The following is a 16,627-nucleotide window of genomic DNA, read 5'->3' on the forward strand; positions in this document are numbered from 1 at the left end:
AACATCAAATCATCTCTTCGCCGCCGCCGCCCAGCATGATTTCGCCATCATCGGCCAGCCTGCGGGCAACGGTAAGCACCTCTTTCTGCGCCTCTTCCACTTCACTGACACGGACCGGACCTTTTGCTTCAAGGTCGTCACGCAACAGTTCAGCTGCACGCTTGGACATATTACGGAACACTTTTTCCTGCAGTGCGGTATCGGCCCCCTTAAGACCCACCACCAGCACATCGGTAGAGACTTCACGCAATATCGCCTGAATCCCTCGATCGTCGACATCGATCAGGTTGTCAAACACGAACATCAGGTCGGAGATCTTATCGGCCAGCACTTCGTCGCTGTCCTTGATACCATCCATCAGTTCGGCCTCAATAGAGGACTCTGTAAAGTTCATAATATTGGCGGCAGACTGAATACCGCCCAGGGTGGCGGCAGCAGAACCTGCACTGCCGGTAAACTGACGCTCGAGAATATCGTTGAGTTCCTGCAGCGCCTGCGGCTGGATACGATCCAGCGAGGCAATACGCATCAGTACGTCCAGGCGCACTTTATCATCAAAGAAACTCAGCACGCTGGCCGCGGCATCCGCTTCCAGATAAGCCAGCACCACCGCCTGGATCTGCGGGTGCTCATAGCGAATGATTTCAGCGATCTGCCGAGGCTCCATCCAGCGCAATGTATCCAGGCCGGAGGTATTGGTGCTCATCAGGATACGATCGATCAGGGTCTTGGCTTTTTCTTCGCCCAGCGCCTGATTCAGCATAGCCCGGATATAGCGGTCGTTGTTAATACCAATCCATGTCTGGTCTTCCACCAGCCCCATAAAATCGCCGACCACCGTTTCCACCCGGGACTGAGGAACGTTGTCCAGCTTGGACATGGCTTCACCGATCAACTGCACCTCTTTAGGTCCGAGATGCTTCAGAATCTCAGCGGCATCGGCTTCGCCCAGGCTGATTAACAGAATGGCTGCCTTATCAATATCCAGCAGCTCCCCATTTTCCCCATTTTCACTCATCGACCACTACCCACTGACGAACCGCCTGCGCCACGCGCGCGGGATCTTCCGCGATTAGGCTGCGGATCGCATTAATCTGATAATCAAAACTTTCAGCAGGCCCCGGTAACAGCTCACTGTCACCCTCAAGCGTCACTTCATCATCGGTAATCTCAGAATCATCCAGCCCGGCCAGCTCCGCCGACAACTCGCCGGCGGCACCCAGTCCGGTCACGCTCGCTTCGGTGCCCGCCGTTGCCAGGCTGCGCAGAATCGGCCGCAGCACGCCGAAGATAAGCAACAGTACAAATAGGGCCGCCAGTATCTGTTTAGACGCATCCCAGAACCACTGTTCCGTATAGAAGGGAACTTCTTCAACAACCTGTTCCGGCGGTACAAACGGAGAGTTTACGACATTTACACTGTCACCGCGCAGCGGCGAAAAGCCGACCGCATCCTGAACCAGCAGCCTCAGGCGAGCCAGTTCACTCTCACTCCAGGGAACATGACGGGATTTACCGCTTTGCGGATCGACGCTGAGCAGATCATCCACCACCACAGCCACCGTCAGGCGACGCACCCGCCCCTGCTGATGTTTTGTGTAACTGATAGTGCGGTCAATTTCGTAGTTACGGGTTGCCTGGCTGCGCTTGCTTCCCGGCTGTTTGGCGTTGCCACGCACACCTTCACCACTGGCCACTTCCGGTACGGAACTCTCTCCGGGAGGCTGATTGGAAAGCGCTCCAGGTATGCCGACCGGCGCATTAGCGCCAACCCGCTCTTCATCCAGCGTTTGCTCACTGCGCAGTGACGGCAGCTCTGGATTGTAAAGTTCATCGGTCTGCTCGACTGCGGTAAAGTCGATATCTGCGGAAACCTCAGCCCTGAAGCGGTCCATCCCCACAACCGGCTGCAGAATGCTGTTGACCCGGTTTAGCAGTGTTTCCTCCACGCTCCGGGTGTATTCGAGCTGCTTGGCGGCAACCACCACGTTTTCATTGCTATCACGGGTATTAAGCAACCGCCCCTTCTGATCGACAACGGTGACATCTTCTGTTTTCAGTTCGGGAATACTGGAGGCCACCAGATTGGAGATAGCCGCCACCTGCACCCGGTCCAGCTTACGCCCTGCAAACAGCTCCAGAAACACCGAAGCCGTAGGCTTTCGGGCATCACGGATAAAAACAGACTCTTTAGGAATGGCCAGATGCACCCGGGCATTACGCACCGCGATCATACTGGAAATAGTGCGCGCCAACTCACCTTCAAGGCCCCGCCGATAGCGGGTGGTTTCCATAAATTGACTGGCGCCCAGACTCTGCTCCTGATCGAGCAGCTCAAAACCGACGGTTTTCTCGGTACTGAAACCCTCAGCTGCAAGTTTTAGCCGCGCCTGATGAACATTTTCCTGGGGAACCAGGATGGCGCGGCCATCAGCATCAAATTTATACGGCACGCTGAACAGCTGCAGCTGCTCTATGACCTGGTTTGCATCCTCAAAGCTGAGGTTGCTGAACAGTACCCGATACTCTTTTTCCTGAGACCAAAGCACGACAGCAAGGCCGATAGCGATACTCGCTGCCAGCCCGACCATCAAACCAATCTGACGCGCTATACCCAGGCGGTTAAAGCCAAGTATAGGGTTGCCCTTAGCAACGCCGTCAGACTCTGCTGTACTTTCAGCCATATTAAGAAATTCTCAGACAACTACCGGAACTGCCAATCAGATCGGCATCTTCATCACATCCTCATAAGCACGCACGACCCGGTTACGCACCTGAGTCAAAGCTTCGAAGGAGACCGAAGCTTTCTGCATACTGATCATAACTTCCGGCAAATCCACTGTTGGATCGCCTTTTTCATATGCAGTCGTCAAATTTTTGGCTTCCAGCTGGACTTCATGCACTTTGTCCACAGCCGATTTCAACAAGTTGCCGAAATCTGCCTTTTCAGTCGCCATATTGGTATGAGGATTTACTACGGGAGATACCCCGGCTTCCGCACCCGTCTGTACCTGCTGCTTAATAGCGCGCATCTGCATCAGCACGCTATTGATATCCGCTCGTTCCACCAAAACCATCCCCTTGCCATCTACGCGGCAATTTATTGGCATTATAGACAGCCGCCAAGAACCATCAAGACATGTCGATCAGGTTTCGCCAATTAATTGGCGAAGTGATCATAAATCGAATAAAACAAGCATTTAAAATGCAAAAAGCGGGCCAGCGCCCGCTTTATTTTCCGGAAGGGATTATACAGCTCAGGAGCTAGGCGGATACAGCCGGCGCTTCTCCATGCTTCAGGCGAACGTACATCAGGGCAACCGTGATGGCATCACCCAATGCGGTGTGGCGTTCCAGAATAGGGATATCCAGCTGACTGGCTATAGTGTCGAAGCGGAGATCGACACTCCCTCCCACATGCTTCCACTTGATAATATCGTGGTAGACATGTGACAGCTCTATGGCCTTATTCGGCAGGCTGAACTCGAACCGCGGCCGGATAAACTTATCCAGCATGCGGATATCATAGTTAACGTAGTAGCCCAGGATTGGCCGGTTACCGACAAACTCCAGCACCTGATCCAGCGCATCATCCAGTTCGATACCATCACTGAGGTCGCTGGCTCTGATCTTGTGGATCTTAATCGATTCACCGGTCAGTGATTCAGGCGGCTTAAGCTTGATGTCCAGCCGCTCGCTGGTCATCACCTTATTACCCTTAATCTTTACAGCCCCGATTGAGAGGATTTCGCCTTTCTTCACATCCAGACTGGTGGTTTCACAGTCCAGTGATACAACTTCATCACCATCATAGCTTTCGAACAACGATGCATAAGGACCATCCTTATGGTCGTAGCGCTCTTTTATTCTTCTTATAGATCGTGGAAGGATCATGTGATCAACCCCCTAAGTGGTATCGCAACCCCAGATGCTTCTTAAAGCCCTTAACGATATGCAACGCATCGCGCAGCAGATCTCGTTCCATCTTATCCAAAGACTGCAGGTCAATGATATTGGGCGTTAGATCAATGCCTTCATCACTGCATTCACTGCGTTTCAGCTGCTGCCGCAGGCGCAACTGGATAAACAGCCCCAGCGCCTCCTCCAGCTCCCGGCCATGTTTCTCCTTCAGCTGCCCCTCTTCGACCAGCGCCTCAATGCGCTTAAAGGTATTAGTCGCCTTGATACGGTACTGCATTGCCATGGTCCGGATGCCATGCACAATCGGGAAAATGCCGGCTTTCTTAATATCCAGCTGCCCCTTATCTTTGAGGTTACCGAACAGTGTCAGCGGCGTATCAAACTCCAGACTGGCCTTGGCAAAGTGACTGAAGAATACGTCATTATTGCGCAGGTGACGCATAAACCAGTTACGCCCCGCCTTAAAGATCGCCGGATTACCCGCTACCGGCTTAGCATCAACCGCAATCGCCAGGTTCATCAGCGCCTCGCCCGAACAGCTTTCGGCCCAGTCGCTCATTCGCTGAGTCCAGTCACCCAGAGAGTTCACCCAGTATGGGTTGGAAACCATAATATTGCCGGGACAGGGTGGGAAACCAAATTCAATCAGCGTACGACTGTAGCGCTCCATGGTTTCCTGCATTCCCGGCCAGACCAGACCATCGCGGTGGATAATAGCGTTGTCCTGGTCAGTCTTCATGATCTGCTCACCACGTCCCTCAGAGCCCATAACGACCAGACACACATGCGGAAGCATATCCGCCGGCACTACTATATCGAATAGCTTAGCCATAATACGGCCATTCATCGCGGCCAGCAGATCCATAGCAAAGCGAGCCTTAACACCCTGAGACACCAGCGCCTTGATCAGGTCGTTCAGCCCTTCTGCCGCCTCATGCAGATCATCGACCGTTTGTGCACGTTCGATTCTCAGACCAATTACATGAGAGTGGCTGGAGAAATAGCTCAGTACATCAGTCAGCTCGACGATACCGACCAGTTCTTCCCGGCGCATCACGACTACACGTTCAATGTGTTGCTGCGTCATGACAATCAGGGCATTGAACAGGTAGTCCTCCGGGTCGATGGTAATAAGGCGGTAAGATGCTACATCGGCCACATCCGTTGACTGCGGCTGCTGACGTATCACCAGCGCATCCAGCAGATCGGTTCCGGTCACCATGCCGTAGCGATTACCACGCTTCACCAGCATACAGTCGGACTTTTTTTCCCGCATCAGCGTGGTGGCATCGAAGATACTGGTCCCTTCGAGAATAATCAGCGGCTCACGAATGACCCCGCTCGATACTCTGGCCAGCATAAACTCGGCCATATCCTGTTCTGCACCGTGCTGAGCAACGATTTCTGACTTCGCAGCAAGGTTCTGCTGAAAGTAGTCAGCAAACAACGAGTTACTGGACATCAGATCCAGCAGTGTCTTGGTCGACAGTATATGGCAGATCGTTTCTTCTTCTGCAATAAAGTTATGGATCGCCGTGCCACGGATCGCCGACCAGGCACCAAAGTAATCCTCGTTGGTGTAATGCACAAAGATATGCTGTGGTGCATCGACTCCTTCCTGCTGCGCCTCACTCTCACTGACCTTGCCCTTGAGAATGATATAGACACCTTCGGGCTCATCACCCGCAGCAAGAATGGTCTCGCCACTCTGGTAATAACCGATATCCAGCCGCTGCCGCAATAACTGCTGTTCGTTCTCGTCCAGCAGGCTAAAAGGCATGGTTTCCATATTGAATGATGTGGGCATATCCGTAATCCCCCTGAAATGAAAAAAGGCATGCCAACTTTCGCTGGCATGCCTCTGCAGAGTATTAACTCAGATGCTTAGTGGGCGTGGGCAGCACCAGCACCGCGTGGGATACGCAGGTCTTCAACGATATCCTGAATCTCCTGTGGAGGCTCCGGAGTCATGCTGGACACAGCGTAAGCGACGATGAAGTGCAGGATCATACCGACAGTACCGAAACCACCTGGGGAGATACCCATGAAGTACTGGTCAGGAGTACCGCCAGCGAATGCGAAGTAGTACATGTAAGCCATAGTAGAGATCAGACCTACCAGCATACCGGAGATAGCACCCTGAGTGTTCATACGCTTGGAGAAGATACCCATTACGATAGCCGGGAATACGGAGGCACATGCCAGACCGAATGCCAGTGCGACTACCTGGGCTACGAAGCCCGGCGGGTTAATACCGAAGTAACCTGCAATACAGATCGCTACGATGGCCGCGAGACGGGCATACATCAGCTCCTGCTTATCAGTGATATTCGGGTTGATAGTCTTCTTCATCAAGTCGTGCGAGATAGCGGTCGAGATTACCAGCAGCAGGCCTGCGGCAGTCGACAGTGCCGCGGCAACAGCACCGGCAGCAACCAGGGCGATTACCCAGTTTGGCAGCTGAGCGATCTCAGGGTTAGCCAGTACCATGATGTCACGGTCTACGTATACTTCGTTGGCAAATGGCTGTTTGCTGGCATCAAACTCAGCACCGGAGACAGCATTGCTTGCCAGACGCTCACCATGCTCACCACGGTTTTCGCCTTCGTAGGCAGGCTTGCCTTTACCTTCAAACGCTTTACCGGCAGCGTACTGTACTTTGCCGTCACCGTTACGGTCGTTCCAACCCAGCAGACCCGCATTTTCCCAGTTCTTGAACCACTGAGGCATCTCAGCGTATTCAGTACCGGCGTTATCAGGACCGTTGATAGTCTGGATCAGGTTTACGCGACCGAAACCTGCAACACCAGGAACCGCAGTGTACAGCAGCGCGATGAAGATCAGCGCGTAACCGGCAGAGGTACGGGCGTCTTTTACGCGAGGTACAGTGAAGAAACGTACGATTACATGTGGCAGACCTGCAGTACCGCACATCAGCGCCACCGTCAGGAAGAACATATCAATGGTAGATTTCTTACCTTCAGTGTACTGCGCGAAGCCAAGATCCATGGACAACTGGTCCAGCGTCGCCAGCACAGACTGACCGCTTTCCAGAGTTGCGCCCAGACCAGTCTGAGGCAGGATGTGACCCGTAATCTGAGCAGACAGGAAGAACGCCGGTACGGTGAATGCCAGGATCAGTACACAGTACTGTGCAACCTGAGTGTAGGTAATACCTTTCATACCACCCAGTACAGCGTAGAAGAACACGATCGCCATACCGAGGATAACACCGGTATTGATATCAACGTGCAGGTAACGGGAGAACACGATACCAACACCACGCATCTGACCCGCTACATAAGTGAAGGAGATTACGATGGTGCAGACTACGGCGATAGTACGTGCAGTGCTGGAGTAGTAACGGTCACCGACGAAGTCAGGCACTGTGAACTTACCGAACTTACGCAGGTAAGGTGCCAGCAGCAGTGCCAGCAGTACGTAACCACCGGTCCAGCCCATCAGGTAGGCAGAACCGTCGCGGCCGATGAAGGAGATCAGACCAGCCAGGGAGATAAATGACGCAGCTGACATCCAGTCAGCAGCAGTCGCCATACCGTTGGCGATTGGCGGAACACCACCACCCGCAACGTAGAACTCTTTAGTGGAACCTGCACGCGCCCAGATCGCAATAGCGATATAGAGTACGAAGGACCCCCCAATAAACAGATATGTAAGCAAGTCGAGACTCATAGCAATGCCGTCCTCAAGGATTTGTTATTGTTGTTATTCATGAACGTCATATTTTTCGTCGAGCTTATTCATGCTGGCTACATAAGCCCAGATAATGCCGACGAAAACGAAGATAGAACCCTGCTGACCAAACCAGAATCCCAGCGGGAAGCCGAAGAACTGAATTTCGTTAAGCTGTTCTACAAAGAGGACACCGCAGCCATATGATACGACGAACCATATTGCGAGGTAGCCCATAATAATACGCAAATTCTCACGCCAGTAAGCTTGCGCCTGTTCATTGCTGATTGACATGGCACCATCCTTAATTTTTTTTATGATCGAATTGGTGAAAGTTGACAGCTAGAGACTAACAGAGCGACTACGCAAACAAAGCTCAACTTTAGTCTCATCCAACTGTCGACAATTCAATGGTTTAACTAAACCGGTGTAATAACACCGATCTCAGGCTTAAAATAGGTAAGGGCTTGGATTTCAACAAGCTATACAAAGGTCTTAGGAGAGCTGCAGGGCGCTTATTATGCAGTTTATCCGGGCGGGTCTTTAACTAAGGGATAATGTGTCGACATGCTTTCAGGCTGGAATATGATTCTCATCTCGCTCGGTTATGTCGGGCTGTTATTTGCCATCGCATACTATGGAGATAAAAACCCAGCGGCCCATAAACGCATTGGTAAGCCGGTTATCTATTCTCTATCTCTGGCGGTGTACTGCTCTTCCTGGACCTTTTACGGAGCGGTTGGACGTGCTTCTACCTCAGGCTGGGAGTTTCTGGCCACCTATATCGGCCCGGTGATTGTCTTTATTCTTGGCTGGCAGGTGATTGAAAAGATTATCCTTGTCTCAAAGCAGCAGAACATCACTACTATCGCGGACTTTATCTCCTCCCGCTATGGTAAAAGCCAGTCACTGGCGGTACTGGTCACTATAATCGCCGTCACCGGCACCATTCCCTATATCGCCATGCAGCTCAAAGCGGTGGCAATCAGCTTCAATGCCCTGACCAGCGGCTCCGAAAGCGCCCTGAGTGCAGGCAGCGACACCGCTCTCTTTGTGGCCATGCTGATGGCTGCATTCACCGTACTGTTTGGTACCCGTCATATCGATGCCACCGAACACCATGAAGGCCTGGTGCTGGCTATCGCCTTTGAATCCCTGATCAAGCTGACCGCATTTATCGCCGTCGGCCTGTTCGTGACGCTGGAGATCTTCGATGGCTTTGAAGATCTGCTGTTTAACGTCAGCAACCAGCTCAGCTATAACGAAAACTTTGGCAGCCTCTGGCAAGACAGTTTTTTGACGGAAACCCTGCTGGCCTGCGCCGCCATCATCTGCCTTCCGCGTCAATTTCATGTCACCATTGTTGAAAACACTGACGCCCGCGATCTGCGGATCGCCCGCTGGCTGTTTCCGCTCTATATGATCCTGCTGGCCACCTTCGTATTACCGATCTCCACCGCCGGTATGATGATGCTGCATCCCGAAGGGATCGACGCTGACACCTTCGTACTGATGCTGCCTCTGGGGGCTGGCTATGAGTCACTCGCCGCCTTCGCATTCCTCGGCGGCCTGTCTGCGGCGACCGGCATGGTTATCGTCGCGACCATAACCCTGGCAACCATGGTCAGTAATGATATCGCCATGCCACTTTTGCTGCGTATATCCTGGCTGAAACTGTCTGAGAATAAAGACCTTGGTGCCATGCTGCTGCGTATCCGGCGCATCACCATCGTCTGCCTGATGCTGCTGGCCTATTTCTACTACCGTATTCTCGGCGATGAAGCGGCTCTGGCATCCTTTGGCCTGCTGGCCTTCGCGGCCGCCAGCCAGTTCCTGCCGGCAATTATCGGTGGCATATTCTGGAAGACCGGCACCCGAACCGGCGTCCTTGCCGGCATGATTGGCGGCTTTGCCCTGTGGATATATACCCTGGTGATCCCGGCATTCATTGAAGCCGACATCATTAACGCCAATTTTTTGGCACAGGGACTGTTTGGTTACAGCTGGCTTGAGCCAACAGCGCTGTTTGGTTTTGACTCACTGGACACACTGAGTCATGGCGTTTTCTGGAGCCTGAGTGTCAATACAGCCCTCTATATTCTGCTATCCGGTTATTCGGCCCCCCGGCTGGTCGACCGGATTCAGGCCAGCGCTTTTGTCGATGTCTACAGTAAGGATCTGACCGAGACCGCCACCCAGCAAACCCAGGTTACGGTCGGAGACCTGCAGATGCTGGCCGAGCGCTTTCTTGGCATCAGTCGGACCCAGCATGCCTTCACCGGCTTCGCCCTGCAGCGTAATGAAGACCCGCCGCTCTCGGGAGACCGCGCAGACTCCGAGCTGATTCAGTTTACTGAACGCCTGCTGGCGGGCGTTATAGGTGCCTCCTCTGCCCGTATCGTGCTGGCCTCGATTCTGCGGGGTAAAGAGATGCATATCGGTGATGTCGTCACCATCGTCGACGAAGCCTCTCAGGCACTCCGCTTTAACCGTTCGCTGCTGCAATCCACCATCGAAAACATTTCATTGGGTATCAGCGTGGTCGATCAGCAAATGCGGCTGGTCGCCTGGAACCGCCCTTATATTGAGATGTTTGAGTATCCCGACGGCCTGATCTGTGTCGGCCGCCCGATAGAGGAAGTTTTCCGTTACAACGCCATCAAGGGGGAATATGGCCCGGGCAACCTGGATGAACAGGTCGAACGCCGCCTGGCCCTGATTAACTCCGCCGAGCCGCATAGTTACGAACGCTACCGTCCGGATGGCACCGTACTGGAAGTGCGTGGCAATCCAATGCCGAACGGTGGCTACGTTAACACTTATATGGATATCACCATCCATAAGCGAACCGAAGAGGCGCTGCGGGAAAGTGAACACAATATTCGCATGTACACCGACAATGTACCGGTACTGATTGCCTATCTGGATCCGGATCGCCGCTACCTGTTTGTTAACAAAGCCTACGCCGATACTTTTGGCCTCGACCGCCATAACATTGCCGGCCTTCCCTGCTATCGCGTACTGAGCCATCAGGAATACGAGCGCCGCAGTGAACACATCGGCAAAGTACTTCAGGGCTCCCGGCAACGTTTTGAAACCATGCTACCAACCCGGGATGGCTCAACCCGCTACGCAGAGGTCACTTACATTCCACATATCGGCGAGTACGGCGACGTACTGGGCTACTTTACTCTCTACCAGGATATTACCGAACGCCGCATCGCCGAACTGGCCCTGCAGGAAACCAACGAAACGCTGGAACAGCGCGTCAAGGAGCGAACCCACGCCCTCTCCGTCGTTAACAAGGAGCTGCGCAAGGAGAACACCATCCGCGCCCTGATGGAGGATGAGCTACGCCAGGCCAAGTCGGATGCGGATGACGCCAATATCGGTAAGACCCGCTTCCTAGCTGCGGCCAGTCACGACCTGCTGCAGCCGCTGAATGCGGCCCGGCTGTTTACCTCTGCGCTGGCGCAACAGAGCCACAGCAGCGAAACCAACCAGCTGGTGAGTAATCTCGATGGCTCACTGAAGGCCGCAGAGGAGCTGATTACGGCACTACTGGATATATCAAAGCTGGATGCCGGCGCATTGGCGCCTTCACTGACCGATTTCAGTATCAGCGACCTGATCAATAACCTGCAGGCGGAATTCACGGCCGTCGCAGCCGATAAAGGCCTGCGCTTCCGCTATAAGGACTGCAAAGTCGTATTGCGCTCAGATCAACAGCTGTTACGCCGTATACTGCAGAACTTCCTCTCTAATGCGATTCGCTACACACAGAGTGGCAGCATCCTGATGGGCTGCCGTCGTCGCGGTAGCAAGCTGAGAATTGAAGTCTGGGATACCGGCGTAGGCATAGCACCGGATAAGCTGAAGGAAGTGTTTGAAGAGTTTAAACGGATCGATAATCCAAAACATTCCCAGGTTCAGGGGCTTGGCCTGGGCCTCGCCATCACCGAGCGCATTGCCCGTATGCTGGAACATCGCCTGGATGTACGCTCCTGGCCAACGCGCGGTACCGTATTCAGCATAGAAGTCCCGTTTGGCGACCCGGCGAAAGCAGTGAAGCCCAAACCGGAGAAGCGGGGCTGGATTCGCAGCAAGGGCCTCAACGGTATTGAGGCACTCGTCATCGATAATGAACCGAAAATACTGGAAGGGATGTCGGCGTTGCTGAACGGATGGTCCTGTGATGTCATCACAGCACTGTCAGGTCCGGACGCCCGTGAGCAGCTCGCACAGCGCGAGTCCACACCGGATATCATTCTGGTCGATTACCATCTTTCCGAGACCTATACCGGCATCATGGCACTCAACGATCTGCAGGATCTGATTCCGCAAGGCACCCCCGCCATCGCCATTACGGCAGATCGCACCGAAGCGGTGAAACAGGAAATCTCGGACGCGGGCGTTCACCTGCTAACCAAACCGGTTCGACCCGCAGCCCTTCGCGCCATGATCAACAAGGTAATCGCATCAAGCCGGGCGGCCGATAAATAACGGCAGCGGCAGCAGGCGAGCTTCATCGGTATCGCCTGCCAGGGCTCAGCGACAGGCAATAAAAGGGCTGTCCATATTGGCTCTACAATGCCTGAAGCTATTTCAGGACGGGACAGAGAACAATAAAAAGCCGCTCTGCAAAGAGCGGCTTTTTATCAGGACCTAAAGGCTGAAAACGATCAGCTAAGCTCAGTTTTTGGCGGCTCTACGCCCAATCGCTGCGCGGCAATAACTGCCTGGGTACGGCTATGTACGCCAAGCTTACGCAGGATCGCTGTAACATGGGCCTTAATGGTAGCTTCAGAAACATTCAGCTCGTAGGCGATCTGCTTGTTCAGCAAGCCTTCGGTAAGCATCGTCAGCACCCGGAACTGCTGGGGTGTCAGTGCCGCCAGCGCTTCAGCAAAGCGCTGATCTTCTTCACTCACTTCTCCAAGGTTTTCAGCGACTTCCTGAGGCAGCCACTCTTCACCTTCCAGAACGGCAACGATCGCTTCAGAGATCGTATCCAGCGGGGCCGATTTGGGAATAAAGCCCGACGCGCCATAATCGATGGCACGCTTCATCACATGCGGCTCTTCGCTACCGGAGACAACCACTACCGGAATACTCGGATTCTGTCCACGAAGAAACACCAGTCCGGAAAATCCATTTGTGCCCGGCATATGGATATCCAGCAACACCAGATCGGCATCCGGATTCTGTTCCACCGCTTCCTGTACAGCCGCAAGGCTATCAGATTCAACAGTTTCTACTCCAGGCACCGCCTGGGCTACAGCCTGCTTCAATGCAGCACGAAACAACGGATGGTCATCCGCAATAATTATTTTCTGCGCTAACTGCATGCACTCAGCTCCCCTGTTTGCACTATCCCTTAACGAACGCAAACCGCTCCCTGCGGCATTCCTAATCTTCAATAGTACCACCTAATATAAAAAAACTCCCCCCGGTTCACACCGGGGGGAGTTACTTTTACGTCAAGGTACGAAATTAACCTTTACGGTTCATGCGGTTATCGATCAGGTCATCAACTACCGTCGGGTCAGCCAGGGTAGAAGTATCACCCAGGGCACCGAAATCATCCTCGGCAATCTTACGCAGGATACGGCGCATGATCTTACCAGAGCGGGTTTTCGGCATACCCGGTGCAAACTGAATCAGATCCGGAGAGGCAATCGGGCCGATTTCGGCACGAACCCAGTTACGCAGCTCCTTCATCAGCTCATCAGACTGTTCGTAACCGGCCTGCAGAGTGACATACACATAGATGCCCTGGCCTTTAATGTCATGCGGATAGCCCACTACGGCTGCTTCGGCTACCGCCTCGTGCGCCACCAGTGCGGATTCCACTTCAGCCGTACCCATGCGGTGGCCGGAGACATTGATCACGTCATCGACACGACCAGTGATCCAGTAGTAACCATCTTCATCGCGGCGGGCACCATCACCGGTGGTATAAACACCCTTGAATGAAGAGAAGTAGGTCTGGATATAGCGCTCGTGATCGCCCCAGATAGAACGCGCCTGGGAAGGCCAGGAATCAGTGATAACCAGGTTGCCGTCAACTGCACCTTCCAGAGTATTGCCTTCGTTATCCAGCAGCGCAGGCTGTACACCAAAGAACGGACGGGTAGCAGAGCCCGGCTTAGTCGCGGTAGCGCCCGGTAGCGGAACAATCATGATGCCGCCGGTTTCAGTCTGCCACCAGGTATCAACAATCGGGCATTTCTCAGATCCGACAATGCGGTTATACCACTCCCAGGCTTCAGGGTTGATCGGCTCGCCCACAGAGCCCAGTACGCGCAGGGAAGAGAGATCAGCATCACCCAGCACGTCCTCACCCTGCTGCATCAGGGCACGGATCGCAGTCGGAGCCGTGTAGAACTGGTTAACCTTGTGCTTCTCGATCACGCGGCCAAAGCGGCTGTTGTCCGGGTAGCTTGGCACACCTTCGAACATCAGGGTGGTTGCGCCGTTCGCCAGCGGGCCGTAAACGATATAGGAGTGACCGGTGACCCAGCCCACATCGGCAGTACACCAGTAGATATCACCCTCTTTGTAGTCAAACACGTACTCATGGGTCATGGATGCATAAACCATGTATCCACCGGTAGTGTGTTTCAGGCCTTTAGGTGCACCGGTAGAGCCGGAGGTATAAAGGATAAACAGCGGCGCTTCCGCTTCCATCTCTTCAGCCGGACACTCCGCAGAGGCTTTGGCAACCAGCTCTTCATACCACTTATCACGGCTGCTATCCCAGATAACATCCTGATCAACACGCTTAACCACTACCACGCTGCTCACGCAGGCCGCAGCCGCGGCGTTCTCCAGCGCCTTATCAACATTCTCTTTCAGAGGGACAACTTTACCGCCGCGCAGGGAGTAATTGGAGGTTACAACCACCTTAGAGTTAGCGCCTTCGATACGGGCTGCCAGGGCTTCAGGCGAGAAACCACCGAATACGATGGAGTGCACAGCACCGATACGGGCACAGGCCAGCATCGCCACAGCGGCTTCAGGGATCATAGGCATGTAAAGGGTAACGACATCGCCCTTCTCAACGCCTTCTGATTTCAGGGCATTAGCGAAGCGGGATACACGCTCGTGCAGGTCACGATAAGTGATGGATTCGGACTCACTCGGGTCATCACCTTCCCAGATGATGGCTACCTGGTCGCCCCGGGTTTCCAGATGACGGTCCAGACAGTTGTAGGCCGCGTTCAGCGTGCCATCTTCAAACCAGCGTATATCCACATTATGTGGATCGAATGAGGTGTTCTTAACCTTGCTGTACGGCTTAAACCAGTCAATACGCTTGCCGTGCTCGCCCCAGAAAGCATCAGGGTTCTCAACCGACTGCGTATACATCTCTTCGTACTTAGCGTTATCAATGTGCGCTGCTGCAGCGAACTCCGGCTGTACCGGATATACCTTTACTTCACTCATCGTGATGCCCTTAGCTTGTTTGTTTTAATTATTAGGTTCCCTTCGCCTCTGGAAGTGCCTTAAATCATCAGAGATAGTGGGCGACCGTTCTGGTTTAGTTTTATACCCAACCACCGCGCCTCCTCTAATTAGACATTGGTATATCCGGAGTTAGACCATAGTACAGGCTGACTGTCAGTGCTTACCTAACAGCCGGTCCAGATCCAGTCCCGCCTCACGCATTTTTGCCAGCTTATAGCGCAGAGTCCTGGGACTGATACCAAGCTTAGCGGCAGCTTCCTTACGGCTGCCGAACGTTGATTTCAGCGCATCAACGATCAGCTGAAATTCATGCTGGCGCAGATCGTCGCCGAGCTGATTGGCCGGATCATCCTCCTCCGTATCCTTTTCCCATCCTGAGGTTTCGACAATCTGCAGGTTATCGGGATTGAGCAACAGATCACAGGCCCTGATACAGCTACCGGATTGCAGGATCAGAGCCCGCTGCACAACATTATCCAACTCCCGCACATTGCCCGGCCATTGATGACTCTTCAGTGCCTGACAGGCATCTTCGCTCAGCGTCACCGGCGGGCGATTCATCTTATGGCAGTGTTTCGCCAGCAACCGTTCTGTCAGTGGCACTATATCCTCGGCCCGCTCCCGCAGCGCTTTCCATTGCAGCGGAAAAACGTTGAGCCGGTAATACAAATCCTCACGAAAACGATTCTGGGCCACATACTCTTCCAGCTTGCGGTTACTGGTTGCCAGCACCCGGACATCCAGCTTAATCAGCTTGCGTCCACCCAGGCGCTCGACTTCCTGCTCCTGCAGTACCCGCAACAGCTTGGCCTGCAGCCCCAGGTCCATTTCGCTGATCTCATCCAGCAGCAGGGTACCGCCATTGGCCTGCTCAAACTTACCCGGATGGCTGCTGTAAGCGCCGGTAAAAGCACCCTTTTCATAGCCGAATAATGTGGCCTCCAGCATATTCTCAGGAATAGCAGCACAGTTAATGGCCACAAACGGCTTATCGGCACGTGCAGAGTGACTGTGAATATAACTGGCCAGCACTTCCTTACCGGTTCCGGACTCGCCGGTGATCAGGACGGTAGACTCACTCGCCGCGACCCTTCTGGCCAGTTGCAGCAACTGCTTACTGGCCGGGTCTTCCGCCACCGGATCGTCCCGCTGGCCTTTTTTAATGGTACCTGATGCAAAGCGCTGGATTGCCTCAATAAGATCCTGCGCAGCGAAAGGTTTCATCAGATAATCGACCGCACCTGCACGAATTGCATCAACGGCCTTCTGAATCTGCCCAAACGCGGTGATCAGCATAACGGGTAAACCCGGCTGCAACTGCTTGATACGGTCCAGCAGCTCATGACCGTCAATGCCCGGCATGTTAACGTCACTGACCACCATATCCACATGGGTTTCAGCCAGCACTTCCAGTGCCGCCTCGCCGCTTCCTGCCTCTAAAAAATCGATACCGGCAAGCTCCAGCGTATCGCACAGCGCTTCACGCAGCTCCAGGTCATCCTCAACAATCAGTACTCGAATAGCCATGCATTTCCTATCAACA

General features: G+C 53.7%; 11 protein-coding genes. 1 reads left to right on the plus strand and 10 read right to left on the minus strand.

The window, feature by feature from the left end; all coding sequences use genetic code 11:
* Positions 1–4: 4 nt before the first annotated feature.
* The 7 genes from fliG to Q354_RS0112185 all read right to left on the minus strand — a co-directional run bounded on the left by fliG (position 5) and on the right by Q354_RS0112185 (position 7,908).
* Positions 5–1,018 (minus strand): flagellar motor switch protein FliG, encoded by a 1,014-nt coding sequence (gene fliG, locus Q354_RS0112150; protein WP_027857838.1) that lies wholly within the window; start codon positions 1,016–1,018, stop codon positions 5–7.
* A complete protein-coding gene (gene fliF / locus Q354_RS0112155) occupies positions 1,011–2,684 on the minus strand; it encodes a flagellar basal-body MS-ring/collar protein FliF (protein WP_027857839.1) in 1,674 nt (557 codons plus the stop codon). Before fliF ends, fliG begins: the two co-directional genes overlap by 8 nt.
* A 36-nt stretch (positions 2,685–2,720) precedes the next feature.
* Positions 2,721–3,071, minus strand: a complete 351-nt coding sequence (gene fliE, locus Q354_RS0112160; protein ID WP_027857840.1) for a flagellar hook-basal body complex protein FliE — start codon at positions 3,069–3,071, stop codon at positions 2,721–2,723.
* Positions 3,072–3,264: 193 nt separating this feature from the next.
* Positions 3,265–3,894 (minus strand): 3'-5' exonuclease, encoded by a 630-nt coding sequence (locus Q354_RS0112170; protein WP_027857841.1) that lies wholly within the window; start codon positions 3,892–3,894, stop codon positions 3,265–3,267.
* 4 nt (positions 3,895–3,898) lie between these two features.
* Complete coding sequence (locus Q354_RS0112175) at positions 3,899–5,728, minus strand: putative nucleotidyltransferase substrate binding domain-containing protein (protein WP_027857842.1); 1,830 nt, start codon at positions 5,726–5,728, stop codon at positions 3,899–3,901.
* Positions 5,729–5,805: 77 nt separating this feature from the next.
* Positions 5,806–7,614: a sodium:solute symporter family protein gene (locus Q354_RS0112180; RefSeq protein WP_027857843.1), complete on the minus strand. Its 1,809-nt coding sequence runs from the start codon at positions 7,612–7,614 to the stop codon at positions 5,806–5,808.
* A 33-nt stretch (positions 7,615–7,647) separates the two neighbouring features.
* Entirely contained in the window at positions 7,648–7,908 is a 261-nt protein-coding gene (locus Q354_RS0112185; RefSeq protein ID WP_027857844.1) for a DUF4212 domain-containing protein, read from the minus strand.
* A 273-nt stretch (positions 7,909–8,181) separates the two neighbouring features.
* Between Q354_RS0112185 and Q354_RS0112190 the strand changes: the two genes are divergently transcribed.
* The gene (locus Q354_RS0112190) at positions 8,182–12,117 is read left to right on the plus strand and encodes a hybrid sensor histidine kinase/response regulator (RefSeq protein ID WP_027857845.1); all 3,936 of its coding nucleotides are present in this window, start codon (positions 8,182–8,184) and stop codon (positions 12,115–12,117) included.
* A gap of 179 nt (positions 12,118–12,296) precedes the next feature.
* Here Q354_RS0112190 and Q354_RS0112195 read toward each other — a convergent pair whose 3' ends face one another.
* The 3 genes from Q354_RS0112195 to Q354_RS0112205 form a co-directional block, all read right to left on the minus strand.
* Positions 12,297–12,962 carry a response regulator transcription factor gene (locus Q354_RS0112195; protein ID WP_027857846.1) on the minus strand — a complete coding sequence of 222 codons (666 nt, stop codon included), beginning with the start codon at positions 12,960–12,962 and terminating at the stop codon, positions 12,297–12,299.
* 145 nt (positions 12,963–13,107) lie between these two features.
* Complete coding sequence (gene acs / locus Q354_RS0112200) at positions 13,108–15,063, minus strand: acetate--CoA ligase (protein WP_027857847.1); 1,956 nt, start codon at positions 15,061–15,063, stop codon at positions 13,108–13,110.
* 174 nt (positions 15,064–15,237) lie between these two features.
* A complete protein-coding gene (locus Q354_RS0112205) occupies positions 15,238–16,611 on the minus strand; it encodes a sigma-54-dependent transcriptional regulator (RefSeq protein ID WP_027857848.1) in 1,374 nt (457 codons plus the stop codon).
* Between the last annotated feature and the right edge of the window lie 16 nt (positions 16,612–16,627).

Source organism: Marinobacterium jannaschii DSM 6295 (assembly GCF_000620085.1).
Classification (GTDB): domain Bacteria; phylum Pseudomonadota; class Gammaproteobacteria; order Pseudomonadales; family Balneatricaceae; genus Pontibacterium; species Pontibacterium jannaschii.

What these genes read in the sequence shown, in the direction of transcription:
- fliG (WP_027857838.1), bottom strand. Translation starts at nt 1,018, where the DNA reads ATGAGTGAAAATGGGGAAAATGGGGAGCTGCTGGATATTGATAAGGCA.
- fliF (WP_027857839.1), bottom strand. Translation starts at nt 2,684, where the DNA reads ATGGCTGAAAGTACAGCAGAGTCTGACGGCGTTGCTAAGGGCAACCCT.
- Q354_RS0112170 (WP_027857841.1), bottom strand. Translation starts at nt 3,894, where the DNA reads ATGATCCTTCCACGATCTATAAGAAGAATAAAAGAGCGCTACGACCAT.
- Q354_RS0112175 (WP_027857842.1), bottom strand. Translation starts at nt 5,728, where the DNA reads ATGCCCACATCATTCAATATGGAAACCATGCCTTTTAGCCTGCTGGAC.
- Q354_RS0112180 (WP_027857843.1), bottom strand. Translation starts at nt 7,614, where the DNA reads ATGAGTCTCGACTTGCTTACATATCTGTTTATTGGGGGGTCCTTCGTA.
- Q354_RS0112185 (WP_027857844.1), bottom strand. Translation starts at nt 7,908, where the DNA reads ATGTCAATCAGCAATGAACAGGCGCAAGCTTACTGGCGTGAGAATTTG.
- Q354_RS0112190 (WP_027857845.1), top strand. Translation starts at nt 8,182, where the DNA reads ATGCTTTCAGGCTGGAATATGATTCTCATCTCGCTCGGTTATGTCGGG.
- Q354_RS0112195 (WP_027857846.1), bottom strand. Translation starts at nt 12,962, where the DNA reads ATGCAGTTAGCGCAGAAAATAATTATTGCGGATGACCATCCGTTGTTT.
- acs (WP_027857847.1), bottom strand. Translation starts at nt 15,063, where the DNA reads ATGAGTGAAGTAAAGGTATATCCGGTACAGCCGGAGTTCGCTGCAGCA.
- Q354_RS0112205 (WP_027857848.1), bottom strand. Translation starts at nt 16,611, where the DNA reads ATGGCTATTCGAGTACTGATTGTTGAGGATGACCTGGAGCTGCGTGAA.